The organism is Pantoea sp. S18 (assembly GCF_045689705.1).
GTDB lineage: Bacteria > Pseudomonadota > Gammaproteobacteria > Enterobacterales > Enterobacteriaceae > Pantoea > Pantoea symbiotica.
This window is the reverse complement of the sequence record NZ_CP142688.1, coordinates 482,601-507,520: the sequence shown is the minus strand read 5'-3', so window position 1 is coordinate 507,520 and position 24,920 is coordinate 482,601. Positions and strand designations below refer to the sequence as shown.

Genomic DNA, 24,920 nt, shown 5'->3' with positions numbered 1-24,920 from the left:
ATTAGCCCCGAGCTTGCAGGCGCATTTCACGTTCTGCTTCCGTCAGTGACGCAAGGAAAGAGTCACGTTCAAACACGCGCGTCATATAGCCTTTCAGCTCTTTAGAACCCGCGCCAGACAGATCAACACCCATCTGCGGCAAGCGCCACAGCAGCGGCGCCAGATAGCAATCCACCAGGCTGAACTCTTCGCTCATGAAGAACGGCGTGCGTGCGAACAGTGGCGCAATCGCCAGCAGCTCTTCACGCAGTTGCTTGCGCGCTACATCGGCTTCTGCACCGTTGGCGGTTTCGATGGTGCGCATCAGGCTGTACCAATCCTGCTCAATGCGGTGCATCATCAGACGGCTTTCACCGCGTGCGACCGGATAAACCGGCATCAGCGGTGGATGCGGGAAACGCTCATCGAGGTATTCCATGATGATGCGTGATTCATACAGCGTCAGTTCACGGTCGACCAGCGTCGGTACGGTGCGATACGGGTTGAGGTCAATCAGATCCTGCGGCAGGTTATCCGTTTCAACCTGCTCGATCTCCACGCTGACGCCCTTCTCAGCCAGTACGATACGTACTTGATGGCTGAAAATGTCAGTCGGACCAGAAAACAGCGTCATTACCGAACGTTTGTTGGCAGCGACAGCCATGAAAACCTCCAAGTTTGTTCACAAAAAGATACTGCGAATAGCCAACCACGCGGCGACTCACCGGCTCATCAGATTCGCCTACCGTCAGCGTTAGTCGCATCGTCCGGTCTTCCCGACAGGAACGACAAGCACAACGCTGCGTCTCGCAGGCGCAAAGTGACAGTGAGTTTACCAGATTTTAAGCAGCTTGTGGGGCGGGCGTGATGATTTGCGGGCAAAATGCGGGTAAAGCTCGCGTTTTTCGTGGGAAAAAATCATAAATGCAGATAATAAAAAACCCGCCGAAGCGGGTTTTTTGAGCCAACTGCCGCTGCCGAAGCAGCAAACAATTAACGCTTGGAGAACTGCGGACGACGACGTGCTTTACGCAGGCCGACTTTCTTACGTTCAACTTCACGCGCATCACGGGTAACGAAGCCCGCTTTACGCAGTTCAGAACGCAGAGACTCGTCGTACTCCATCAGAGCGCGTGTGATACCGTGACGGATCGCACCAGCCTGACCAGAAATACCACCACCTTTAACGGTGATGTACAGGTCAAATTTACCAACCATATCAACCAGCTCCAGCGGCTGACGCACGACCATGCGTGCAGTCTCGCGACCGAAGTATTGCTCCAAAGAGCGCTGGTTAATTACGATGTTACCGCTACCCGGCTTGATGAAGACGCGAGCGGCAGAGCTTTTGCGGCGACCAGTGCCGTAGTTTTGAGTTTCAGCCATTGCCTATAATCCCGATTAAATGTCAAGAACTTGCGGTTGCTGCGCCGCGTGGTTGTGCTCGTTGCCTGCGTAAACTTTCAGTTTACGGTACATAGCACGACCCAGTGGGCCTTTCGGCAGCATGCCTTTAACCGCGATTTCAATCACACGCTCAGGACGGCGCTCGATCATCTCTGCAAAGGTCGCTTGCTTGATACCACCGATGTGGCCAGTGTGGTGATAGTAAATCTTGTCAGTACGCTTGTTGCCGGTTACAGCAACTTTTTCTGCGTTCAGAACGATGATGTAATCACCGGTATCAACGTGCGGAGTGTATTCCGCTTTGTGCTTACCACGCAGACGGCGCGCCAGTTCAGTCGCCAGGCGACCCAAGGTTTTGCCCGTTGCGTCAACAACATACCAGTCACGCTGTACGGTTTCTGGTTTAGCTGTAAAAGTTTTCATTGAAAAGCTTACCCAAATAAAAAGTTACACGTTGGTGAAATCCCAAACGCTAAGTAAACGATTGAGGCTCACACGACCATTTTGCCCAGCAAGCCACCCCTTCAAGTGAGTTACCGGATCACATCGAGTTCTTGGGAAAGAAAACCGATGCTGTAACGTGGGGTCGCAAGATTATAGAGAAGTCGAACTCAAAGATCGAACCTTTTTGCATCTAAAACCTACGATTTATGCCACGTCATCAGGGCAGATGCGGCAGACGCAAATACTCTTCGCTCTGCATCTCCTGCAAACGCGACAAGCAGCGCTGATACTCAAACTTCAAGCGTGTGCCCTGATAAATTTCAAACAGTGATGTTTCAGCCGCGACAACCAGTTTCACGTGGCGTTCGTAGAACTCATCGATCAGCGCCAGGAAGCGGCGCGCCTGATCTTCGGTCTTATAAATCATCACCGGCACATCATACAGCAAGACGCTGTGAAAACGGCGCGAGAGCTCAATATAGTCGTGCTGACTGCGCCCTTCGCCGCACAGCGTCAGGAAATTGATCGCCAGCACGCCTTCATGCACGCCGAGCGTCGGCATCTGACGATGGTTGATCTCCAGCACCGGCGCGTCTTCACGCGCTTTGCCTGACAGCGCGCGGAACATGCGCTCTATTTCACTGTGCGTGGCATCGTTGAGCGGGAAGTTCCACAAATGCGCCGAGGTTAAGGTGCGCAAGCGGTAATCGATGCCGGCGTCCACGTTCATCACTTCACAATGACGCTTGATTTGTTCGATGGCTGGCAGGAAGCGCGGGCGCTGCAGGCCATTGCGATAGAGCTCATCCGGCGGAATGTTCGAGGTTGCCACCAGCGAAATGCCGCGCGCAAACAGTGCTTCCATCAGCGTGCCCAGCAGCATCGCATCGGTGATATCCGAGACAAAAAACTCATCGAAACAGAGAATATCGGTTTCCGCTTTAAAGCGATCGGCAACAATCAACAACGGATCGCTATGGCCTTGCAGCTGCGTCAGCTCCTGATGGACACGCAGCATAAAGCGGTGGAAATGCAGGCGCAGCTTACGATCACCAGGAATTGACTGAAAAAACAGATCCATCACCCAGGTTTTACCGCGTCCCACACCGCCCCACATATAAAGGCCGCGTACGGGCGCTTCGCGGGTGCTTTTCTCTTTGTTGATCATCTTAGACAAGCGGCCAAACAGACCTTTGGCAGCCGGTTCAACCTGTTGCTGGCGGGCAATCAATCCTTGCTGGATGGTATCTAAGCGGGTAATCGCTTCTCGTTGTACGTCATCCGGGCGAAATTCGCCCTGCGACAGCGCCTGCTCGTAGCGTGCAAGCGGAGATGAGGTTTGCATGGTTCTCTCAGAATCCCTGAAAAAGTCCGATTCACGGGTCGGTTGACGAAAATTAGGCCGCTCTACACTAAGCGATGCAGCCCGATAGTTCCACTTCCAATAGATTATTGGGTATAGTGGCTGCTATTGAAGTTGATGTTGCAACAGAAGCAATGCCCTACGAAACAACGGAAATTACACGGGAGTCATTATGACCTGGGAATACGGGCTGATTGGTTTAGTGATTGGCATTATTGTCGGCGCAGTCGTCATGCGTTTTGGCAACAAGAAGCTGCGCGAGCAGCGTAGCATGCAGTATGAACTGGAAAAAACGAAGTCGGAGCTGGCGGATTACCGCGAGGAGCTCACTAACCACTTCGCCCGCAGCGCCGAGCTGCTGGACAACATGGCGCATGATTATCGCCAGCTGTATCAGCACATGGCGAAAGGATCTAACGACCTGCTGCCAAACCTGCCAGGCGAGAAAAACCCGTTTGCCTACCAGCTAACGGAAGCCGAAGCGGATAACGATCAGGCGCCGGTACAGATGCCGCGCGATTACTCTGAAGGCGCATCCGGCCTGTTACGTGGCAGCGACCGCGCACCGCGTAATTAATCCTTTTGGGGCACAGCTTGGCTGTGCCCTTTTTGTTTTCGAACACAAACCACAAACTACTGTCACACTTCTTTTATCCCTTTCGCAGCGAGAGCGTTGTAGCAATGAAAAAACAAGCACGTCTGTTAAGCGCATTAGCCTTGGGTATCGGGATGAGTTTGGCTGCGGCGCCGAGTGCGCTGGCGACTCTTCCCGCCCAGATTCAGGGACAAGCATTGCCAAGCCTGGCACCGATGCTGGAAAAAGTTCTGCCCGCAGTAGTGAGCGTGCGTGTTGAAGGTACCGACAGCGGCCAGCAGGCGCAGGAGATTCCTGAACCGCTGAAGCGCTTTTTTGGTCAGGCACCGGGCCAATCTCAGCCGCAGCCCTTTGAAGGTCTGGGTTCTGGCGTGATCATCGATGCCGCTAAAGGCTACATCCTCACCAACAACCATGTGGTCAGCAACGCCGATAAAATTAGCGTGCAGTTGGGTGACGGCAACGAATATGACGCTAAGTTAATTGGTCACGATGAACAAACCGACATCGCCTTGATTCAGGTTGAAGGCGCGAAAAATCTCACGCAGATAAAAATCGCCGATTCCGATTCGCTCAAAGTGGGTGATTTTGCTGTGGCCATCGGAAATCCGTTTGGTCTGGGTCAAACGGCCACATCGGGCATTATCTCCGCGCTGGGTCGTAGCGGCCTGAATCTGGAAGGTCTGGAAAACTTTATTCAGACCGATGCCGCGATTAACCGCGGTAACTCCGGCGGTGCGCTGGTGAACCTTAATGGCGAGTTGATTGGTATCAACACCGCGATTCTGGCCTCAAGCGGCGGCAACATCGGCATTGGCTTCGCCATTCCCGCCAACATGGCGATGAATCTGGCGCAGCAGCTGATTCAGTTCGGCGAAGTGAAGCGCGGTCAGCTCGGCATCAAAGGCACGGAAATGACCGCCGATATCGCCAAAGCGTTTAACGTTGATGCGCAGCGCGGTGCCTTTGTTTCAGAAGTACTGCCGAAGTCAGCCGCCGAGAAAGCGGGCATCAAAGCCGGCGATATCATTACCTCGATCAATGATAAGCCGATCACCAGCTTTGCCGAGCTGCGCGTGAAAGTCGGAACCACGCCGCCGGGCCAGGACGTGAAAATCGGCCTGCTGCGTGAAGGCAAACCGGTCAACGTTACCGTTACGCTGGAACAGAGTGCGCAAACCACCGCCAGCGCACAGTTGATGTCTCCGGCACTGCAAGGCGCAACGCTGAGCGACGGCGCGACCAAAACCGGTGATAAAGGCGTGAAAGTCGATGCCATCGAAAAAGGCACACCAGCGGAGCAAGTCGGTTTGCAGAAAGATGATGTGATCATCGGCGTGAACCGCAATCGCGTCGCTTCTATTGCCGAAATGCGCAAAGTGCTGGAAGGCAAACCGCCGGTGCTGGCACTGAACGTGGTGCGCGGCGAAGAGAGTATTTACCTGCTTCTGCGATAATCCTCGCATCAGGCGGACAAGCAGGTGTTTGTCCGCCTTTCTCATGCTATTCTGCCCTGCGATCTCACCTGGCTTGAAATAACACCATGTTTCTTAAACTTTTGCGTTCTGTGGTGATGGGCCTGATCGTGGCTGGCTTACTGCTTGTCGCGATCCCTGCGCTGCGTATGGGCAGCAACATCACCTTTGAACATGACAATAGCGACGATGAAGCACCCGTTAGTTTTAATCAGGGTGTGCGACGCGCCGTGCCCGCAGTCGTCAACGTCTATAACCGCAGCGCCCACGGCAACAATAATCGCGGCATCACCACGCTCGGCTCCGGCGTGATCATGAACGGCAAAGGCTACATCCTCACGAATAAACATGTGATTAATAACGCCGATCAGATCATCGTCGCGCTGCAGGATGGACGCTTCTTCGAAGCCACCTTAGTGGGTTCCGATGCCATGACCGATTTAGCGGTGTTGAAAATCAGCGCCTCCAACTTGCCGGTTATCCCCATCAACGCCAAACGTATCGCGCACATCGGCGACGTCGTCATGGCGATCGGTAACCCTTACAACCTCGGCCAAACCGTGACGCAAGGCATTATCAGCGCCACCGGACGCGTGGGCCTGAGCTCATCCGGACGACAAAATTTCCTGCAGACCGATGCCTCAATCAATCAGGGCAACTCGGGCGGCGCATTGATTAACTCGCTGGGCGAACTGATGGGCATTAATACCCTGACGTTTGATAAAAGCAGCGATGGCGAAACGCCGGAAGGGATTGGTTTCGCCATTCCTACCGCGCTGGCGAGCAAAATCATGGATAAGCTGATTCGTGATGGCCGGGTGATTCGCGGCTATATCGGCATTACCGGACGCGAACTGCCGCCGCTGCATGGCCAGGGCAATAATCTCGATCGCGTACAGGGCATTATCGTTAGCGACGTCACGCCGGGCGGGCCCGCCGATAGCGCCGGCATTCAGGCTAATGACGTGCTGCTGGAAGTGAATGGCAAACCGGCGCTCTCAGCGCAGGAAACCATGGATCAGGTGGCAGAAATTCGTCCGGGTTCGGTGATTGACGTGCAGATTTTGCGCAATGAAAAGAAAATGACCTTGCCGGTGACGATTCAGGAATTCCCGGAAGTGACCGCGCCCGCCACCACCACGCCATAAGGGCGCTTGCGCGCCCTGATGATTTAGCTGCGATCGACCGGAAAGGCGATCACTTCGCTCAGCGAGCTGGCTTTCAGCGCCAGCATAATCAAACGATCTACGCCCAACGCCACGCCAGAACAAGCAGGCATACCATGCGCCAGCGCATCCAGCAGATTGGTATCGATAGGATGTTGCGGCAGGCCACGCGCAGCACGACGACGATTGTCCTGCTCAAAACGCTGACGCTGCTCACGGCTATCGGTTAACTCACGGAAACCGTTCGCCAGCTCAATCCCTTTGTAATAGACCTCGAAACGCTCGGCGACGCGGTGATCTTCGGTACTGATCTCTGCCAGCGCGGCCTGTGTTGCCGGGAAGTGGTAGACGAAGCACGGCTTATCGTTACCAATCTTCGGTTCAACGCCCAGCATAAACAGCAGTTGCAACAGCGTATCGCGGTCTTCTTCACGATTCGCCAGCTCGCCCTCGCCCAGCTTCTCCGCCACTTCGCGCAGCTGTGCTTTATCGGCCGACAGCGGATCCACTTCCAGATGGCGGATAAACGCCTGCTGATACGACAGCGATTCCGCGCTATCGCACTCCAGCACCTGCTGCATCAAATCGTCCACTTCGTTCATCAGGCGGTACATGTCGTAGTGCGGACGATACCACTCCAGCATGGTGAACTCGGGATTGTGGTGACGTCCTGCTTCCTCGTTACGGAAGCTGCGGCCCATCTGGTAAATCGGGCCACTTCCGGCCGCCAGCAGGCGCTTCATGTGATATTCCGGACTGGTCATCAGCCACAAATCGCGCCCTTCGGCTGCGCCTGGCCCAACAAAACGCGTCTGGAACGGTACCAGATGGATGTCAGTGATGGTCGCCTGGCTCATCGCCGGGGTATCGACCTCCAGCACGCCGCGATCGGCAAAGAAACGACGTATTTCCGCGATGATAGCGGCGCGTTTCAACAAATTGGCAATGGATGCGCTCGGCTGCCAGCTTGCCGTTTCGCTCATGTTGATGACTCCTCATACAGATAAGGGGTGGAAGTCTACCCGCATTGCCGATAGCAAACAACGACAGCGGGCGCAGGCAGCAATTTGGTATCGGGCAGCTATACTTAACCCATTAAAATCGTAAAGGAATCCCACAATGTCCCCATGGAAAACCCTGCTCGCCAGCCTGAGCGCCTTTCTGTCGGTTGCCTGCTCAACCGCGCCGCCCAAAGGCGTCACGGTGGTAGAAGGTTTCGACAGTCAGCGCTATCTCGGCCAATGGTATGAGATCGCCCGCCTCGATCACCGCTTTGAGCGCGGATTACAACAGGTTACTGCCAATTATAGTCCGCGCGACGATGGCGGCTTAAAGGTGATCAATCGTGGCTACAATCAGCAGAAACAGCGCTGGCAGGAGAGCGTGGGCAAAGCCTACTTCACCGGCGATAAACAGCGCGCCTCGCTTAAAGTGTCATTCTTTGGCCCGTTCTATGGCGGTTACAATGTGATTGCCTTGGATCCTGACTATCGCTATGCGCTGGTGTGCGGGCCGAATCGTAGCTACTTGTGGATTCTGTCGCGTACGCCGCAACTGGATGAAAGCGTTAAACAACGTTTGGTTGAACAGGCCAGAAGTGCCGGATTCCCGGTGGATGAACTGATTTGGGTGGAGCAGAAATAGAGAGAACCGGTGCGAAAGTCGCTTTCACACCGGAATATCTTACTGTGCGCTGCGCTGAATCGCTTTGCCGCCCGCCTGAACATCTTCGCCAACACCACGCGTGGTGTTACAAGCGGTCAGAACGGATGAGAGCACCAGCACGGAAAAAATCGCGACAATACTTTTCTTTAACATAGCCATATCCTTTTTGGTTGCAGTAAAAGTACAGCTCTTAAAGCATAGTCTTGATCTGTAAAACTGCGGATTGGGCGGATGAAAAAAGAGAAGGGAAACACACAGAGAGAAAAAAGGCGCATCGATGATGCGCCTGATTTGACGATTATTTTACGCGAGAAACGTATTCGCCAGAGCGGGTATCCACTTTTACCACTTCGCCAATCTGTACGAACAGTGGCACTTTGATTACCGCGCCAGTCGACAGCGTAGCTGGCTTACCGCCAGTACCTGCGGTATCACCCTTCAGGCCTGGATCGGTTTCGATAACTTCAGCTTCGATGAAGTTTGGTGGCTGAACAGCGATCGCTTTATCGTTCCACAGGGTAACGATACAATCCGCATTGTCCTGCAGCCACTTGGTCACGTCATCCAGCACTTTAGATTCGATCTGATACTGCTCGAAAGATTCCGGGTGCATGAAGTAGAAGAAGTCGCCGTCGTTGTAAGAGTATTGCAGCGTCATATCACGAACGTCTGCGCCTTCGGCAGAGTCAGTAGATTTGAAGGTCTTCTCAACGCGAGAACCGGTCAGCAGACGACGCATTTTTACGCGCGCAAATGCCTGGCCTTTACCCGGCTTAACGAACTCACTGGCTTCGATGGCATATGGCTCGCCTTCGAACATGATTTTAAGACCGGGACGGAAATCGTTGCTAAGATAAGTCGCCATAAAGGCCCTCTGTAAATATTGAACTGGTAAATAGCCAAAAAAATGGCACACATTGTAACCCTAAATCCCCCCGTCAGAGAAGATTGGTTGCAGCAACTAGCTGATGTTGTCACCGAACCTGCTGAATTACTGCAACTTTTATCTCTTGATCAGCACGCTGATCTGGCTGCAGGCGCTGATGCACGCAAGCTTTTCGCCCTGCGCGTACCGCGCGCCTTCATCGCACGCATGAAAAAAGGCGATGCAACGGACCCGCTGCTGCTGCAAGTGCTCACCAGCCGTCAGGAATTTATTGATGCGCCAGGTTATAGCACCGATCCGCTGGATGAACAAAGCAGCGTGGTGCCGGGTTTACTGCATAAGTATAGAAACCGTGCGCTGCTGCTGGTAAAAGGCGGCTGTGCGGTCAACTGCCGCTACTGTTTCCGCCGTCATTTTCCCTATCAGGATAACCAGGGCAACAAGCGCAACTGGCAAGCGGCGATTGATTACATCGCCACGCATCCGGAACTGGATGAGATTATCTTCTCCGGCGGCGATCCGCTGATGGCGAAAGATCATGAGCTGGCATGGCTGGTGGACGCGCTGGAAAAAATCCCGCACCTCAAACGCCTGCGTATTCACACCCGTTTGCCGGTGGTGATCCCGGCGCGCATCACTGAAGGCTTGTGTCAGATTCTGGCCGACACGCGTCTGCAGGTGTTGATGGTGAGCCATATCAACCACGCGCAGGAAATTGATGACGAGCTGCGTTACGGCATGCAGATGCTGAAGCGTGCAGGCGTTACGCTGCTTAATCAGAGCGTGTTGCTGCGTGATGTGAATGATGATGCGCAGACGCTGGCGGATCTCAGTAATGCGCTGTTTGATGTCGGCATTCTGCCCTACTACCTGCACGTGCTGGATAAGGTGCAAGGCGCGGCGCACTTCTTTGTTTCCGATGAAGAAGCGCGCGTGCTGGTGCGCCAGCTGCTGGCGATGGTGTCCGGTTATATGGTGCCAAAACTGGCGCGAGAGATTGGCGGAGAGCCAAGCAAGACGCCGCTGGATTTACAGCTGCGTCAGGAATAAGCCAGACACGACTGGGTGTTTCCCCAGTTCAGTTCCTCTATAAAAGCACCTGGAACGATCGAGCACATAGTGTGCTTTTGGAAGCCAGGAGCTTTTATGAAAAAGTTAGCATTGATATTGCTGGCATTATTGTCATTGAGTTTATTTTTAAGCATGAAGGCTAAAGCGGCTCAGGATTGCGGCTCACGTCACGCGGCCATCAGCGAAGAGTTACGTTACGCCGAAGCCAATAATAACCCTGCCCGCATCGCTGGCCTGCGCAGTGCACTCACCGAGTTGGATGCCCACTGCAGCAGAAGTAGTGTTATTTCAGACACGCAGCGTCAGCTGGATAAACTCAGCGATAAAGTCGCGAGTAAGCAGAAATCTATTCGAGAAATCGAGTTTGATCTACAGCGCGCCCGCATGGATGGCGATGCGAAAAGAATTCGCAAATATCAACGTCGATTAGAGGACAAGCGCGAAGAACTCTCTGAGGCGAAGGACGAACTAACACGCGTACGTAATGAGATGGCAGCGTTGCGCAAATAACAAAATGGCCGAGAATTTTCGGCCATTTTGCTTTTCATCTTTCAGGCCATTAGGCCGGAAAAATCACGGGCACTTATACACCTGGCCGGTCATTTTGCTATCGAGCGGCGCGAAAGCTGACAGCAAATTCTGCGTCGGGCTGGTGGCGCCATAAATCACGTTGCCGCCCATTTCAGCCGCGCGGTTACGCAGGTCGTTAGCTGCGCCACGCAGTGAACTGCCTTCACCGCCTGAACCGCTCAGCCAGTTGCTCTGGGAGCCGGTAAGCGTTCCCAGCAGCTGACATTGACTCGCGGGTTGTTGGTCGACGAAGGTCACACGTTCGCCGCCAGCACTCAGTTGATTGGAGCTGCTACAGCCCGCCAGCAGTAAAGTTCCGACTGCCAGACCGAGCAAGAGGTTAATCCGCATTGTAATCCCCATTTATTATCATCAGTGTCGGGCGGCAGCGTAGCAGAAAAGCGCACTTTTTTTCTGAACATTCATTGCCCTAAACCCGTAAAGCCGAAGTATTGCGCCCTTACTTATACCTTGTTCCCCAGCAAAAGAAAAACCCCCGACCGTTTCCGATCGGGGGTTTTCCAGATGACTTAAGCAGTCAGGGGCAATTACATCATGCCGCCCATCCCGCCCATGCCACCCATACCGCCAGCGCCACCTAAATCAGGTGCATCGTTTTTAGGCAGATCGGTCACCATCGCTTCGGTGGTGATCATCAGGCCTGCAACAGATGAAGCGTACTGCAGCGCAGAACGGGTCACTTTGGTTGGGTCCAGGATACCGAAGTCGATCATGTTGCCGTACTCTTCGGTCTGCGCGTTGTAACCGTAGTTACCGTCGCCCGCTTTCACGTTGTTAGCAACAACTGAAGGCTCTTCGCCGGCGTTAGAAACGATCTGACGCAGTGGCGCTTCCATTGCGCGCAGCGCAACTTTGATACCCACGTTCTGATCTTCGTTATCGCCTTTCAGGCCAGATGCGGCGATTTTCGCTGCAACGCGAACCAGCGCCACACCACCACCAGCAACCACGCCTTCTTCTACTGCAGCACGGGTCGCGTGCAGAGCATCTTCAACGCGTGCTTTTTTCTCTTTCATTTCAACTTCAGTTGCTGCGCCCACTTTCAGAACGGCTACGCCGCCTGCCAGTTTCGCTACGCGCTCCTGCAGTTTCTCTTTGTCGTAATCAGAGGTCGCTTCTTCAATCTGCTGACGAATCTGAGTAACGCGGCCAGAGATAGCGCCTTGATCGCCCACGCCATCAATGATGGTGGTGGTGTCTTTGTTGATGACAACGCGCTTAGCCTGACCCAGATCTTCCAGAGTTGCTTTTTCCAGCTCCATACCGATCTCTTCAGAGATCACGGTACCGCCGGTCAGGATAGCGATATCCTGCAGCATGGCTTTACGACGGTCGCCGAAGCCAGGTGCTTTAACCGCAGCCACTTTCACGATACCGCGCATGGTGTTCACCACCAGCGTTGCCAGTGCTTCACCTTCCACGTCTTCTGCAATGATCAGCAGTGGCTTACCGGCTTTAGCAACGGCTTCCAGCACTGGCAGCATTTCGCGGATGTTAGAGATTTTCTTGTCAGCCAGCAGGATGAACGGGGTTTCCAGCTCAACTGCGCCTGTTTCTGGCTTGTTGATGAAGTACGGAGACAGGTAGCCGCGATCAAACTGCATACCTTCAACCACGTCCAGCTCGTCTTGCAGGCCAGTGCCTTCTTCAACGGTGATAACGCCTTCTTTGCCCACTTTGTCCATCGCGTCAGCGATCAAAGTACCCACGGTTTCGTCGGAGTTAGCAGAGATGGTACCAACCTGTGCGATAGCGCGTGAATCCTGGCAAGGTACAGACAGCGCTTTCAGTTCTTCAACGGCAGCGATAACTGCTTTGTCGATACCGCGCTTCAGATCCATCGGGTTCATGCCCGCAGCCACAGCTTTCAGGCCTTCGGTGATGATGGCCTGAGCCAGAACGGTTGCGGTGGTGGTGCCGTCGCCTGCTGCGTCGTTCGCTTTAGAGGCAACTTCTTTCACCATCTGTGCACCCATGTTTTCGAACTTGTCTTCCAGCTCGATTTCACGCGCAACAGAAACGCCATCTTTAGTGATGGTCGGTGCACCAAAAGATTTATCCAGAACCACGTTACGGCCTTTCGGGCCCAGGGTAACTTTTACTGCATCTGCCAGTACGTTTACGCCACGCAGCATTTTCACGCGTGCGTCATTACCGAATTTTACGTCTTTAGCTGCCATTTCAAATATCCCTTAAATTCGTTTCGTTCAGTGAATTACGCGTAAATTACGCTTCAACTACTGCAAGGATGTCGCTTTCGGAGATGATCAGAACTTCTTCGTTGTCGATTTTCTCGGTTTTAGCACCGTAGCCTTCGCTGAAAATCACCAGATCACCCACTTTTACGTCCAGTGGCTTAACTTCACCGTTTTCCAGGATGCGGCCTTTGCCAACAGCCAGGACTTCACCGCGGGTAGATTTACCGGCAGCTGAACCGGTCAGCACGATGCCGCCCGCTGATTTAGCTTCAACTTCTTTACGCTTGACGATGACGCGATCGTGCAATGGACGAATTTTCATTTGATAGCTCTCCTTTGAGAAGTCCAATCATTCATTTTTTGGGGTTGAACCGGACTGCATGGCTTCCGGCCTCGTGCTGGAAGAGATAGGGGCAATAAGTGGGCTTTCAAGGGCAAAAAATATAAATATTTTCGTTTCTGCAACAGATGGTGAAAAATGCAGCAAAAAGGCGGCTTGCGCCGCCTTGATGAATTTATTGGTCCTTATCGTGACCAATTCGGTCCTGATCTTTACGCTCGTATTCACCGTCCACGGTGAAACCGGCATCCGGACCGGCGCCCGGTCCGCGCCACACGCGCAGATGAGGCATCAGTTTCAAGGTCAGATGCTTCTGCACCGGCGGCAACAGCAGCAGTAAACCGAGGAAGTCGGTGAAGAAACCGGGCAACAGCAGCAGGAAGCCGGAGATGATCAGCGAAACGCTTTTGGTCATCTCAGCCGCCGGGCTTTCGTTACGCGCCAGCTTCTCCTGCATCAGCCGGAAGTTCTTCATGCCCTGATTTTTCACCAGCGACACACCAATACACGAGGTGAAGATCACCAGCAGCATGGTGAGCAGCACGCCCAGCGCATGCGCGACCTGAATGAAGATTGAGATTTCAATCCAGGCCAAAACAAAAAAAATCACTAACGGTAACCAGCGCACCGAATTCTCCTGTGAGTTGGAGCTGCCCCGCAAATTGCCAGGCAGCAGAAAGGGATGGTCTGTAGGACCGTATTGATAGAGATGGGCATTTGCACCGGCATTTTCAACCGATCCTGCCATTTTTTTCCCACTGACTTAAAATTGCGAAGTACATCACATATCGTTATTACCGCTGGGCCTGTAAAAGCCCGTAAAGTGATCTGTGCACAAACAATTCTGTAACATCAGAATATGATCGTGCCCGTCAGCGCGAAGATGGATAATATGTCGGCGCTGACATTCCACGACAATATAATCGCTTCACCTGCACGTTAATTGCCGCCCGTCCATCCGGACGCCCGGCAGTAACCAGGCAGCAATAATAAGAAGGTAATCATGGCGAACAACATTCGTATCGAAGAAGACCTGTTAGGCATGCGCGAAGTTCCGGCAGACGCTTACTACGGTGTTCATACTCTGCGTGCGATTGAAAACTTCTATATTAGTAATAGTAAAATCAGCGACATACCGGAGTTTGTCCGCGGTATGGTGATGGTGAAGAAAGCAGCCGCGCTCGCCAACAAAGAGTTGCAGACCATTCCCCGCAATATCGCCAACACCATTATTCAGGCCTGTGATGAAGTGCTGAATAACGGTAAATGCATGGATCAGTTCCCGGTTGACGTCTATCAGGGCGGCGCGGGCACCTCGGTCAACATGAACACCAATGAAGTGCTGGCCAACATCGGTCTGGAGCTGATGGGCCATCAGAAAGGTGAATATCAGTACCTCAATCCCAACGATCACGTGAACAAGTGTCAGTCCACCAACGACGCTTATCCAACCGGTTTTCGTATCGCGGTGTACGCCTCGATCCTGAAACTGCTCGACGGCATCAACCAGCTAAGCGAAGGCTTCCAGCGCAAAGCGGTTGAGTTCGAAAACATCCTGAAAATGGGCCGTACCCAGCTGCAGGATGCGGTGCCGATGACGCTCGGCCAGGAGTTCCACGCGTTTAACGTGCTGCTGAATGAAGAGACCCGCAGCATTCTGCGCACCGCCGAACTGCTGCTGGAAGTGAACCTTGGCGCGACCGCCATCGGTACGCGTCTCAACACACCAGATGGCTACCAGCAGCTGGCGGTACAGCGTCTGGCAGAAGTGAGTAATCTGCCGGTGGTACCTGCAGAAGATCTGATTGAAGCCACGTCCGATTGCGGCGCATACGTGATGGTGCATTCGGCGCTGAAACGTCTGGCGGTGAAACTGTCGAAAATCTGTAACGACCTGCGCCTGCTCTCTTCCGGTCCGCGCGCCGGCCTGAATGAGATCAACCTGCCAGAACTGCAGGCCGGTTCATCAATCATGCCCGCCAAAGTGAATCCGGTGGTGCCAGAAGTGGTGAATCAGGTGTGCTTCAAAGTGATCGGCAATGACATCACCGTCACCATGGCGTCAGAAGCCGGTCAGCTGCAGCTCAACGTGATGGAGCCGGTAATTGGCCAGGCGCTGTTCGAATCGATCAGCATCCTGACGAACGCCTGCTTCAACCTGCTGGAAAAATGCGTTAACGGCATCACCGCCAACAAAGCGGTGTGTGAAGCTTACGTGTTCAACTCGATTGGTATCGTCACTTACCTCAACCCGTACATCGGCCATCACAACGGCGACATCGTCGGTAAGATTTGTGCCGAAACCGGCAAGAGCGTACGTGAAGTAGTGCTGGAGCGCGGCCTGCTGACGGAAACCGAACTGGACGATATTTTCTCCATTCAGAACCTGATGCATCCGGTATATAAAGCCAAACGCTACACCGACGAAAACGAACAGTAATCCGTTCCGGATCAAGTTGCCAAAAGCACGCCCGTATACAATGCGGCGTGCTTTTTTCATTTTGGCGGCTACAACTTTAAGAGTCGAAATTGATCCACGGCTCAGGGAGCGGAACGAATGGTAGTAGTGGAGTTAGTTATTGTCCTGCTGGCGATCTGGCTCGGTGCGCGTCTTGGCGGCATCGGCATCGGTTTCGCGGGCGGTTTAGGTGTGCTGGCGTTGACGCTGATTTGCGGCTTAAAGCCCGGTGCGATTCCCTTCGATGTGATCGAAATTATCATGGCGGTGATTGCCGCGATTGCCGCGATGCAGATTGCTGGCGGTCTCGACTATCTGGTGGGATTGGCCGAGCGCCTGCTGCGCCGTCATCCGCGCTATGTCACCTTCCTCGCGCCGCTGGTCACCTACGTCATGACGCTGCTCGCCGGCACCGGTCACACCGCATTCTCCACCTTGCCGGTGATTGCTGAAGTGGCGAAAGAGCAAGGCGTGCGCCCTTCTCGTCCGCTGTCGATTGCGGTTGTCGCCTCGCAGATTGCCATCACCGCGTCGCCGCTTTCTGCGGCAGTGGTGTTTTTCGCCTCCATTCTTGAACCGCGCGGCGTAAGTTATCTGGCGCTGTTAGGTGTCGCGATTCCCTCTACCATGGCAGCAATCTTCTGCGCCGCCATCATCACCAGCTTCCTCGGCAAAGAACTTAAGGATGATGAGGTTTACCAGGCGCGTTTAGCAAAAGGAGAAGTGAAACTGCGCGGCGAGCAGGTTTATGACATCAAACCAGGCGCAAAGCGTGCTGTCTTCCTCTTCCTGATCGGCATCGCCGCCGTGGTGCTCTACGCCACGGCGATTAGCGACAGCGTCGGCCTGATCACCAATCCGGTGCTGCCACGCAACGAAGCTATCGTGGTGTTTATGCTGACCGTTGCCACGCTAATTTGCCTGACCTGCAAAGTCGATACCGGTGAAATCCTCAGCGCCAGCACTTTTAAATCGGGCATGAGCGCCTGTATCTGCGTGATGGGCGTGGCATGGCTGGGCGATACCTTTGTCAAAGCGCACCTTAACGATATTCAGGCGTTAGCCGGAGATATGCTGCAAGGTTATCCGTGGATGCTGGCGCTGGTGCTGTTCTTCGCCGCTACGCTGCTCTATTCGCAGGCCGCCACCACCAAAGCGTTAATGCCTGCCGCGTTGATGCTGGGCGTCTCGCCGCTGGCCGCCGTCGCCTCTTTTGCGGCGGTTTCCGCGCTGTTCGTGCTGCCGACCTATCCTACCCTGCTGGCCGCCGTCGAAATGGATGACACCGGTTCAACCCGTATCGGCAAGTTTGTGTTTAACCACTCCTTTATTATTCCCGGCGTATTGGCGATTGCCTTCTCGGTGGCGTTCGGCTTCCTGTTTGGCAGCCTGATTCTGTAGCGCCGTTACATCCTGAAAACCTCGTGGCGAAGCGGTCGTGCTATTATCGCGGCCTATTCGCCACCGGAGCTCATTCATTCGCTATGGCTGCACGACTTTTTCGCCTTGCCGGCTTTTGCCTGGCGCTGGTTTTCTGCCTTTCGGCACAAGCCTCACTCTTCTCCCCGAACAACAACAGCCGCTTTGTACCGGTTGATCAGGCGTTTGGCTTCGATTTCTCGCAGCAGGGCAATCAGCTGACGCTCAGCTGGAAAGTGAAGGATGGCTACTATCTCTATCGCCAGCAAATCCACGTCACGCCGCAAAAAGCGCAAATTGATCCACTCACGCTGCCGCCAGGCCAGCCGCACGAAGATGAGTTCTACGGCAAAAGTGAAATCTACCCGCAGGATCTGCAACTGCCGATCACGCTGCGCCAGGCCGATGCCGGCGCGACCGTCACCGTCACCTATCAAGGCTGCGCCGCCGCCGGTTTCTGCTATCCGCCTGAAACCCGCGCCGTACCGCTGAGCGCGGTTGCCGCCAATCAGGCTGCGCCCGCAGTCAGCGCGCAGCCCGCCAAAAACAGCACGCCGCTGCCGTTTTCACCGCTGTGGGCGCTGCTGATTGGTATTGGCGTCGCTTTCACGCCGTGCGTATTGCCGATGTATCCGCTGATCTCCAGCATCATTTTAGGTGGCCCGCGCCGCTATTCGATGGGGCGACTGTTCGCGCTGGCGATGGTCTATGTGCAAGGTATGGCGCTGACCTACACCGTGCTCGGCATGGTGGTCGCCGCGGCGGGATTACGCTTCCAGGCGGCGCTACAGCATCCTTACGTGTTAATAGGCTTGTCGGCGCTGTTTATCGTGCTGGCGCTGTCGATGTTTGGCCTGTTCTCGCTGCAATTGCCTGCCAGCCTGCAAACGCGCCTCACGCTGTGGAGCAATCGCCAGCAAGGTGGATCGCTGCCCGGCGTATTTATGATGGGCGCGCTGGCGGGTTTGATCTGCTCGCCCTGCACCACCGCGCCGCTCAGCGCCATTCTGCTGTATATCGCGCAGAGCGGTAATCTGTGGGCCGGTGCTGGCACGCTGTGGCTGTATGCTTTCGGCATGGGCCTGCCGCTGATTGCCGTGACCATGTTTGGCAACAAACTGCTGCCGAAAAGCGGGCCGTGGATGCAAACCGTCAAAGAAGGTTTTGGCTTTGTGATTCTGGCGCTGCCGGTATTCCTGCTGGAACGCGTGATTGGCGATCTGTGGGGCATCCGTTTGTGGAGTCTGCTCGGCGTGGCGTTTTTTGCCTGGGCATTCAGCCTTAGCCTGCGCGCCAGCGGTAAATGGCGTGTGCTGCAGATCATCATGCTCGCCGCCGCGCTGGTCAGTGCGCGCCCGCTACAGGATTGGGCGTTTGGCAGCAGCACCAGCGCGCAAGCCGTGGCGCATCTGCCGTTCCAAACCATCAACAGCAGCGAGCAGCTCGACAGCGCGCTGCAGCAGGCGCAAGGCCGCATCACCATGGTCGATTTGTATGCCGACTGGTGTGTGGCATGCAAAGAGTTCGAGAAATACACCTTCAGCGATGAAGGTGTGCGTAACGCATTAAGTCAGGTGCAACTGCTGCAAGCCAATGTCACCGCCAATAACGCGCAGGACAACGCGCTGTTGCAGCATCTGCAGGTTTTAGGTTTGCCGACCATTCTGTTCTTCGACGCGCAAGGCAAAGAGATCCCCGATTCGCGCGTCACCGGCTTCCTCAACGCCGCCGATTTCCGTGCGCATTTGCAGAATTTGTCACGTTAAACGACACTGTCAACAGAACACTGCCCGCTCGTCCGCGAGTGGGCCCGCATTCCAGAGGAGAGTCACTTGCAACGTGAACAAATACTCGAGCATGCGTTGAATGTGCTCGAACAGAGCGGCCTGGCCGCCACCACTTCCCTGACCCAGCTAGCTGGCGAAACCGGTCTTGAATCGGAACAGCTGACGCGTTTCTGGCCCGATCGTGATGCCTTGCTGTACGACGCGCTGCGCTATCACGGCCAGCAGATTGATAGCTGGCGTCGTCAGGTGCAGCTCAATGAACATCTCAGCGCCGAACAAAAGCTGTTAGCCCGCTATGAAGTGCTGAGTGAACACGTCAGCAAAGGCCGCTTTCCCGGCTGCCTGTTTATCGCCGCCTGCAGCTTCTATCCGCAACCCGATCAGCCGGTGCATCAGCTAGCCGAACAGCAAAAGCGTAGTTCCTGGCAATTTACCCATGAAATTCTGGTCGATTTAGCGCTGGATAATCCCACCATGGTGGCCGATCAGATGGAGCTGATTCTGGAAGGTTGCCTGAGCAAACTGCTGGTGAAACGTAACGTGCAGGATGTGGCGACGGCGCGCCGTCTGGCGGAAGATGTACTCGGCATCGCGCTGTGCCGCAAAAATGGTGCGCTGGCGTAGCCTTTTTATCCATCTTGTCTGAAAAGCAAGCAATCAATCACGATTGCTACGCTTTTTTGACGAAAGCCGTTGACGACGATAAGCCATTAGGGTTTAATGCGCCCCGTTGCCCGGATAGCTCAGTCGGTAGAGCAGGGGATTGAAAATCCCCGTGTCCGTGGTTCGATTCCGCGTCCGGGCACCAACATTCTGAAAACCCAGCTTATGGCTGGGTTTTTGCTTTTCTGCATTTGCTAATCTCAGCCACCGTCTCCTTTCCTTCCCTACACTATTATTATCCAGCATTAATCGATGCCAATCTATTTATCCCCAGCTAATACTTTTAATCTATCCCCTCATAATAAAATCCAATAAAATTAATTATCAGTGATTTAAACCCACCCTAAATATTAATTCGTGATCCTGCCTCGGTTAGCCGTAACATCCCATACGTAACACCTGCGCAATCGCGTAAGCTTAATCTCATACCAGTAATCACCTGCTGATTCAGCTTGTTAGCTTAACGCTCTAATCATTTAAGTAATGACTAATCAAAACGAAAAATAAAATTACTTACTTTCATATTTAATTATTTATTCAGAAACACGATTCGATTAATTAAATCACTCCCTACAGGAAAATAACCATGAGCGCAGGAAACCGAATCTATTTACGCCGTCCCGCCGATGCCGAACCGCTGCTGGAAGCCTTTCGCCGTTTACCGGCGGCGGTGGTAGCGGATTGCATGAGCCGCTTGCCCGCCTTGTCTGCGGAGATCAGTCTGAAAACCGCGCCGCGCCAGACGATCATGTGTGGCCTGGCGGTGACGGTTAAAGCGCGTTCCGGCGACAACCTGATGCTGCATAAAGCGCTGGATATGGCGGGCCGAAACGATGTGATTATTCTGTCGAACGAAGGCGATCGCAGTCAGTCGCTGATGGGTGAAGTGATGGCGACCTATGCCAAACAGCGCGGTATGGAAGGCATTGTGTTGGACGGCCCGGTCCGCGATATCGAAGGGTTGTCACGCATGGACTTCCCCATCTACGCCGCCGGTCACACGCCGGGCGGCCCGTTCAAGGATGGTCCGGGCGAGATCAACGTGCCGATTGCCTGCGGTAAAATTCACGTCTCGCCGGGTGATATCGTACTGGGCGATGCGGATGGTGTGATTGTGATTCCTCGCCAGGATGCCGCACGCATTCTCGAAGCGGCGCAGGCGTATCTCATTGTTGATGAACACAACTTCGAGCTGGCGAAAACCGGCGCGCTGGAACGCAGCTGGCTGGACGAGACGCTGCGCACCAAGCAGGTTGAAATCATTGATGATGTATTCCGCTAATCTTTCGCCGTCGTAGGGTGCGCATTTATGCGCACCAGGTCGCCATAAATGGCAACCCTACAACGATTGTGAGTTAAGAATACGCACTGCTGCTGCAGCGCGGGTGTTGAGGCGACATCCTAACCCGCTGAACGAGTGAGGGATTCCAGGGCGAGCCGCATGGATGCGGCGAGAGGTGGCGCTGAGCAGGAGCGAATCGACACCGGTCCGTCAGGAATCGTGAATGAGTGAAGGTACCGCGCAGCGGCGGGTTGGGCTGGCGCAAGGCCCGGGAGTGCAGAGGGCGCGGCCAGGCGCTCTCTGCTCGGTCGCCGCACCGAGGTGCTGCAACTGCATAAGCACATGGCGAACGAAAGTCGCTCTGCGCTTAACTGAGCGGCACCACGCCATTAAGGCGTGTTACTCACCATCGCCAGCTTACGCTGCCGATTTTCACGCCACACCGCAAAAATCCCGGCCAGCGCCACAATCGATGCGCCCAGCAAGGTGGTGCTGCCCGGCAGGCTGTTCAGGAACAGATAGCCAATCAGCATCGACCACACCAGCGTGGTGTAATCGAACGGTGCCAGCAGTGAGGCATCGGCGTAACGCAGGCTAAGCGTAACCAGAATCTGTGCCAGCCCGCCAAACAGGCCACAGCCCACCAGCAATAACAGCTGTATGGAGCTGGGTTTGCTCCAGCCAAACAGCGCCGTCGCCAGGCCAATAAGGGTCGTCATTACAGAGAAATAGAACACAATCGCGCCCGGCTTTTCGATGCCGTTGAGGAAGCGGATTTGCACGTTAGAGGTCGCGGAACACAGCGCCGCAATCAGCGCAAATGCCACGCCAAGGCTCGCCGTCGCGTTGCTGGCACCTTGAGAAAACAGCGCGCCGCTGGCGCTCAGGCTTGATGAGAGCATAATCAGAATGCCGGACAATCCCACTACCACCGCGATCCAGCGCGAAACCCGCACCCGCTCTTTCAGCAACATTGCCGCCATGATCACGGTAAACAGCGGCGCGGCATAGCTCAGCGCGGTGGCATCAGCGAGTGAGATATACACCAGCGCCAGATAGTTAAAATACATGCCGCCGGTGCCGGAGAAGCCACGAATAAAGTGACCAAACAGATTACGCGTCTTGAGATTTTCCAGCACGTTACCTTGCATTTTAAGCCAAATCAGCAGCGGAAACAGCGCGATAAAACTGCGGAAAAAAATCACTTCGCCGGTGGGAATGGCACCGTTTAGCCCCTTCACACACGCCAGCATCAAGGTGGCGCACAGCGCGGCCACTATCTTCAATAACACGCCTAATCGGGCATTCATGCTTTTTCACTTCTCTCTACCACATGCAATCGGCGGGACTGCCGAGAGGACATGCGACCAGCCTGGCGAGAAAAGTGTGCGCTGGATAACACTTTTTTGCTCTGCCCGAATAGAAAGAACTTATGCGCCACTTAGCCATATTTTTTTGCTATTGCACGACAGGGTTTCCCTCTTTTTCGTCTGAAAACAAAGCCGTTATAGTCCAGAAAAGCGAGAAATCAGGCGCTCCGTCCCGGTGACGCCGTGGTATTCATCATTGAGGAAGTTCACATGACCATGAAAAGACGTACCACCATCGGGCTGGCAATGCTGCCGCTGCTGGCTATTTCGGCTGCTCATGCAGACATGATGGCGAACATCAAATCCAGCGGCGAGCTAAAGTGCGCGGTCTATTCGGACGTGCCGCCCTTCTCTTCCCCGGATCCGAAAACGCGCCAGCTGGCGGGCATGGATATCGATCTGTGCAACGCACTGGCGAAGCAGATGAACGTCAAACTGACGCTGGTGCCCACCTCGGTGGAAGCGCGTATTGCGGTGATTGCCACCGGTCGCGCCGACGTGCTGATCGCTAACCTTGCCTACACCAAAACTCGCGGCAACCAGATTCAGTTCAGCGATCCGTATTACGTCGCCAAAGAGATGCTGCTGGTGAAAGCGCCGCTGGCCGACAAGCCGCTGAGCTATTTCCAGGGCAAACGCATCAGCGCCACCAAAGGCACCACTTCTGAGCAGTCGATCCACATCAAAGGCGGCAAAGCGGTGACCTTCCAGGATTCGGCCTCCGCCTTCCTCGCGCTGGAGCAGAACAAATCAGTCGGCTTCGTCACCAACACCATGACCGGCATCAAAACCATTTCGCAGGCGAAAAAAGACGGCATCAATCTGGCGATGATCAAAGAGCCGATGGCGCTGGAGCCGATTGGTGTCGGCATGAAGCGTGATGAACCGGCGCTGCTGGCCAGCGTCAACAGCAGCCTGAAGGCGATGGACGATGACGGCACCATCGACAAAATCTGGGATACGTGGATTGGGCCCAACACCGAATACAAAATGGTGCGCGAAGAGCGCGTACAGCCGCTCTCCAGTCTGAAATTTGAACCGCTGGAATAACCATGCCCGTGAAGTCGCACTCTGCTCTTCAGCCCGCCAGCGCCCCCGCGCTGGCTTGCTCCTCTGATATCAAGCTCTCCACCATCGGCGCACGCGCGTGGCTGGTGGAAGCGCCTGGCGGTTTCGATCTCCCGGCGCAGCGGCGCATCTGGTCGCTGGCGCGCCTGCTGCATGCCGATGAAGCAATTGAAGCGCTGATCCCCGGCGTCACCAACCTGCTGGTGCTATTTCGCCATATTCCAGCCGATGAAACCGCCGTGCGCATGCAGCTGCATGCTGCCTGGGATCAGGCGCAGGCGATCAGTCCGCAGGGCAAACTGATTGAAATCCCAGTGCATTACGGCGGTGAACATGCCACCGATCTCGAGGCGGTATGTCGCCATACCGGCTTAAGCCCGCGCGAAGTGGTGCGCCTGCATCATCAAAGCGAATACACGGTATTTGCGCTGGGCAGCGCGCCGGGTTTCGGTTATCTGCACGGTTTGGATCCGCTTCTCGCAACACCGCGCAAGAAAGTGCCGTCGCTCAGCATGCTGAAAGGCACCGTCACCATCGGCGGCGCACAGGCGGGCGTCTCGGCGCTGACCGGCCCGAACGGCTGGAACGCGATTGGTTTTGCCGAGCTAGCAGTGTTTGACCCGCTGGCCGCATCGCCCGCGCTGATGGCACCGGGCGATCGCATCCGTTTTCTGCCGCAGAGGATAGAGCTGTGATTGAGATTGAACAGAGCGGTGCGCTGAACACGGTGCAGGACTTAGGTCGCTTCAACTATCGCCACATGGGCGTGTCGGTGAGCGGCGCAATGGATCCGCTGGCGCTGCGTGCCGGTAATCTCCTGCTCGGCAACGACGAAAATGCAGCGGCGATTGAAGTGCAGCTGTTTCCGTTCCGCCTGCGTTTTCTGCAAAACAGCAGCATCGCGGTGACCGGTGCCGATTGCCGCGCCACGCTGGATGGTACTCCGCTGCCGCCGTGGTGGGGCTGCAGCGTGCGTACCGGGCAAGTGCTGGAGCTGCGTTATCCACGCAGCGGCGCGCGTGGCTATGTGTGTATTGCTGGCGGCATCGATGTGCCGCTGGTGCTCGGTTCGCGCAGTACCGCGCTGCGCGGCGGCTTTGGCGGCGTTGAAGGACGCCCGCTACAGCGCGGCGATCGGCTGGCGCTCGGCGAAAGTCGCAGCCCGGCACTTCCCCACAGCGGCATCGGCATTGAACCGCCAGACAGCGCATTACGCGCCTGTTTTCCCCGCAACAGCGCCGGAGACATTCAGCTGCGCGCCATTCCCTCCGGCGAATACCCGCTGTTTGCCGCCGATGCCGCGCGTTTCTGGCAGCAGTCGTGGCAGGTATCGAATCAAAGCAATCGCACCGGCTATCGGCTTTCAGGCGATCCGATCTTCCCGTCAGAAGCTGTTGAGATGCGATCTTACGGGCTGATCCCCGGCATTGTGCAGGTGCCGCCGGGCGGCGAACCGATCATCCAGCTGAGCGATGCCAACACCGCTGGCGGCTATCCGAAGATCGCGGGCGTGATCGAGCAGGATCTGTGGCGGCTGGGGCAAGTGCTGCCGGGCCAGTCGATCCAGCTGATCCAGAGCGATGTGCGTGAAGCGATCGCCATCGAACAGGAAGTCACGCGCTGGCTGAGCCGCCTGCGTCTCAGCTGCCAGCCACTGCGTAAAGCGCTTACCGTTTAATCCGCACAAGGAAAC

26 protein-coding genes and 1 tRNA gene are annotated in these 24,920 nt (G+C 55.1%); 15 read left to right on the top strand and 12 right to left on the bottom strand.

The genetic code is table 11. The features are described 5' to 3' along the window. Window position 1: 1 nt before the first annotated feature. The 4 genes from sspA to zapE form a co-directional block, all read right to left on the bottom strand. On the bottom strand, window positions 2–643 hold the full coding sequence (gene sspA / locus VIJ98_RS02235) for a stringent starvation protein SspA (RefSeq protein ID WP_154154529.1): 642 nt from the start codon (window positions 641–643) through the stop codon (window positions 2–4). Between the two features lie 329 nt (window positions 644–972). Then, window positions 973–1,365, bottom strand: coding sequence for a 30S ribosomal protein S9 (gene rpsI / locus VIJ98_RS02230; RefSeq protein WP_007886600.1), 393 nt, complete (start codon window positions 1,363–1,365; stop codon window positions 973–975). A gap of 15 nt (window positions 1,366–1,380) precedes the next feature. Continuing rightward, a complete protein-coding gene (gene rplM / locus VIJ98_RS02225; RefSeq protein ID WP_007886599.1) occupies window positions 1,381–1,809 on the bottom strand; it encodes a 50S ribosomal protein L13 in 429 nt (142 codons plus the stop codon). Between the two features lie 238 nt (window positions 1,810–2,047). Then, on the bottom strand, window positions 2,048–3,175 hold the full coding sequence (gene zapE, locus VIJ98_RS02220) for a cell division protein ZapE (RefSeq protein ID WP_154154532.1): 1,128 nt from the start codon (window positions 3,173–3,175) through the stop codon (window positions 2,048–2,050). A 190-nt stretch (window positions 3,176–3,365) separates the two neighbouring features. On the opposite strand from zapE, the gene zapG reads away from it, so the two are divergent. The 3 genes from zapG to degS all read left to right on the top strand — a co-directional run bounded on the left by zapG (window position 3,366) and on the right by degS (window position 6,411). Continuing rightward, a complete protein-coding gene (gene zapG, locus VIJ98_RS02215) occupies window positions 3,366–3,770 on the top strand; it encodes a Z-ring associated protein ZapG (protein ID WP_008104398.1) in 405 nt (134 codons plus the stop codon). A gap of 104 nt (window positions 3,771–3,874) precedes the next feature. Then, window positions 3,875–5,245, top strand: coding sequence for a serine endoprotease DegQ (gene degQ, locus VIJ98_RS02210; RefSeq protein ID WP_008104400.1), 1,371 nt, complete (start codon window positions 3,875–3,877; stop codon window positions 5,243–5,245). A gap of 86 nt (window positions 5,246–5,331) precedes the next feature. Next, the gene (degS, locus tag VIJ98_RS02205; RefSeq protein WP_008104403.1) at window positions 5,332–6,411 is read left to right on the top strand and encodes an outer membrane-stress sensor serine endopeptidase DegS; all 1,080 of its coding nucleotides are present in this window, start codon (window positions 5,332–5,334) and stop codon (window positions 6,409–6,411) included. Between the two features lie 23 nt (window positions 6,412–6,434). On the opposite strand, the gene epmA is transcribed toward degS, so the two are convergent. Continuing rightward, window positions 6,435–7,412, bottom strand: a complete 978-nt coding sequence (gene epmA / locus VIJ98_RS02200; protein ID WP_008104404.1) for an elongation factor P--(R)-beta-lysine ligase — start codon at window positions 7,410–7,412, stop codon at window positions 6,435–6,437. Between the two features lie 136 nt (window positions 7,413–7,548). Here epmA and VIJ98_RS02195 point away from each other — a divergent pair, with 136 nt between their 5' ends. Beyond that, a complete protein-coding gene (locus VIJ98_RS02195; RefSeq protein ID WP_154154535.1) occupies window positions 7,549–8,073 on the top strand; it encodes a lipocalin family protein in 525 nt (174 codons plus the stop codon). A gap of 39 nt (window positions 8,074–8,112) precedes the next feature. Here VIJ98_RS02195 and VIJ98_RS02190 read toward each other — a convergent pair whose 3' ends face one another. Then, the gene (locus VIJ98_RS02190) at window positions 8,113–8,247 is read right to left on the bottom strand and encodes an entericidin A/B family lipoprotein (RefSeq protein ID WP_008104408.1); all 135 of its coding nucleotides are present in this window, start codon (window positions 8,245–8,247) and stop codon (window positions 8,113–8,115) included. Window positions 8,248–8,392: 145 nt separating this feature from the next. Continuing rightward, the gene (gene efp / locus VIJ98_RS02185) at window positions 8,393–8,959 is read right to left on the bottom strand and encodes an elongation factor P (protein ID WP_008104410.1); all 567 of its coding nucleotides are present in this window, start codon (window positions 8,957–8,959) and stop codon (window positions 8,393–8,395) included. Window positions 8,960–9,001: 42 nt separating this feature from the next. Between efp and epmB the strand changes: the two genes are divergently transcribed. Further along, the gene (gene epmB / locus VIJ98_RS02180; RefSeq protein ID WP_277966378.1) at window positions 9,002–10,030 is read left to right on the top strand and encodes an EF-P beta-lysylation protein EpmB; all 1,029 of its coding nucleotides are present in this window, start codon (window positions 9,002–9,004) and stop codon (window positions 10,028–10,030) included. Between the two features lie 96 nt (window positions 10,031–10,126). Continuing rightward, on the top strand, window positions 10,127–10,561 hold the full coding sequence (locus VIJ98_RS02175; protein ID WP_008104414.1) for a DUF1090 family protein: 435 nt from the start codon (window positions 10,127–10,129) through the stop codon (window positions 10,559–10,561). Window positions 10,562–10,624: 63 nt separating this feature from the next. Here VIJ98_RS02175 and VIJ98_RS02170 read toward each other — a convergent pair whose 3' ends face one another. The 4 genes from VIJ98_RS02170 to VIJ98_RS02155 form a co-directional block, all read right to left on the bottom strand. After that, window positions 10,625–10,972, bottom strand: coding sequence for a DUF4156 domain-containing protein (locus VIJ98_RS02170; RefSeq protein ID WP_008104416.1), 348 nt, complete (start codon window positions 10,970–10,972; stop codon window positions 10,625–10,627). Between the two features lie 197 nt (window positions 10,973–11,169). Continuing rightward, window positions 11,170–12,822 carry a chaperonin GroEL gene (gene groL / locus VIJ98_RS02165; RefSeq protein ID WP_008104418.1) on the bottom strand — a complete coding sequence of 551 codons (1,653 nt, stop codon included), beginning with the start codon at window positions 12,820–12,822 and terminating at the stop codon, window positions 11,170–11,172. Window positions 12,823–12,868: 46 nt separating this feature from the next. Then, on the bottom strand, window positions 12,869–13,162 hold the full coding sequence (locus VIJ98_RS02160; RefSeq protein WP_008104420.1) for a co-chaperone GroES: 294 nt from the start codon (window positions 13,160–13,162) through the stop codon (window positions 12,869–12,871). 193 nt (window positions 13,163–13,355) lie between these two features. After that, window positions 13,356–13,808: an FxsA family protein gene (locus tag VIJ98_RS02155; RefSeq protein ID WP_036648355.1), complete on the bottom strand. Its 453-nt coding sequence runs from the start codon at window positions 13,806–13,808 to the stop codon at window positions 13,356–13,358. 375 nt (window positions 13,809–14,183) lie between these two features. On the opposite strand from VIJ98_RS02155, the gene aspA reads away from it, so the two are divergent. The 6 genes from aspA (at window position 14,184) to VIJ98_RS02125 (ending at window position 20,789) form a co-directional block, all read left to right on the top strand. Continuing rightward, window positions 14,184–15,620, top strand: a complete 1,437-nt coding sequence (aspA, locus tag VIJ98_RS02150; protein WP_008104424.1) for an aspartate ammonia-lyase — start codon at window positions 14,184–14,186, stop codon at window positions 15,618–15,620. 117 nt (window positions 15,621–15,737) lie between these two features. Then, window positions 15,738–17,039: an anaerobic C4-dicarboxylate transporter gene (locus VIJ98_RS02145; protein WP_154154544.1), complete on the top strand. Its 1,302-nt coding sequence runs from the start codon at window positions 15,738–15,740 to the stop codon at window positions 17,037–17,039. Window positions 17,040–17,122: 83 nt separating this feature from the next. Then, window positions 17,123–18,823 carry a protein-disulfide reductase DsbD gene (locus VIJ98_RS02140; protein WP_323272054.1) on the top strand — a complete coding sequence of 567 codons (1,701 nt, stop codon included), beginning with the start codon at window positions 17,123–17,125 and terminating at the stop codon, window positions 18,821–18,823. A 66-nt stretch (window positions 18,824–18,889) separates the two neighbouring features. Next, window positions 18,890–19,468 carry a transcriptional regulator gene (locus tag VIJ98_RS02135; RefSeq protein ID WP_323272052.1) on the top strand — a complete coding sequence of 193 codons (579 nt, stop codon included), beginning with the start codon at window positions 18,890–18,892 and terminating at the stop codon, window positions 19,466–19,468. A 108-nt stretch (window positions 19,469–19,576) separates the two neighbouring features. Further along, window positions 19,577–19,652: transfer RNA gene (locus VIJ98_RS02130), tRNA-Phe, on the top strand. A gap of 441 nt (window positions 19,653–20,093) precedes the next feature. Beyond that, a complete protein-coding gene (locus VIJ98_RS02125) occupies window positions 20,094–20,789 on the top strand; it encodes an RraA family protein (RefSeq protein WP_154154552.1) in 696 nt (231 codons plus the stop codon). 389 nt (window positions 20,790–21,178) lie between these two features. Here VIJ98_RS02125 and VIJ98_RS02120 read toward each other — a convergent pair whose 3' ends face one another. Then, complete coding sequence (locus tag VIJ98_RS02120) at window positions 21,179–22,099, bottom strand: DMT family transporter (RefSeq protein ID WP_154154555.1); 921 nt, start codon at window positions 22,097–22,099, stop codon at window positions 21,179–21,181. A 270-nt stretch (window positions 22,100–22,369) separates the two neighbouring features. Between VIJ98_RS02120 and VIJ98_RS02115 the strand changes: the two genes are divergently transcribed. From VIJ98_RS02115 to VIJ98_RS02105, 3 genes are read left to right on the top strand one after another with little or no spacing between them, the layout of a single operon-like run. Next, the gene (locus VIJ98_RS02115; protein ID WP_154154558.1) at window positions 22,370–23,209 is read left to right on the top strand and encodes a transporter substrate-binding domain-containing protein; all 840 of its coding nucleotides are present in this window, start codon (window positions 22,370–22,372) and stop codon (window positions 23,207–23,209) included. A gap of 2 nt (window positions 23,210–23,211) precedes the next feature. Further along, the gene (pxpB, locus tag VIJ98_RS02110; protein ID WP_323272049.1) at window positions 23,212–23,922 is read left to right on the top strand and encodes a 5-oxoprolinase subunit PxpB; all 711 of its coding nucleotides are present in this window, start codon (window positions 23,212–23,214) and stop codon (window positions 23,920–23,922) included. After that, window positions 23,919–24,905 carry a biotin-dependent carboxyltransferase family protein gene (locus VIJ98_RS02105; RefSeq protein WP_323272047.1) on the top strand — a complete coding sequence of 329 codons (987 nt, stop codon included), beginning with the start codon at window positions 23,919–23,921 and terminating at the stop codon, window positions 24,903–24,905. Before pxpB ends, VIJ98_RS02105 begins: the two co-directional genes overlap by 4 nt. The last annotated feature ends 15 nt before the right edge of the window (window positions 24,906–24,920 follow it).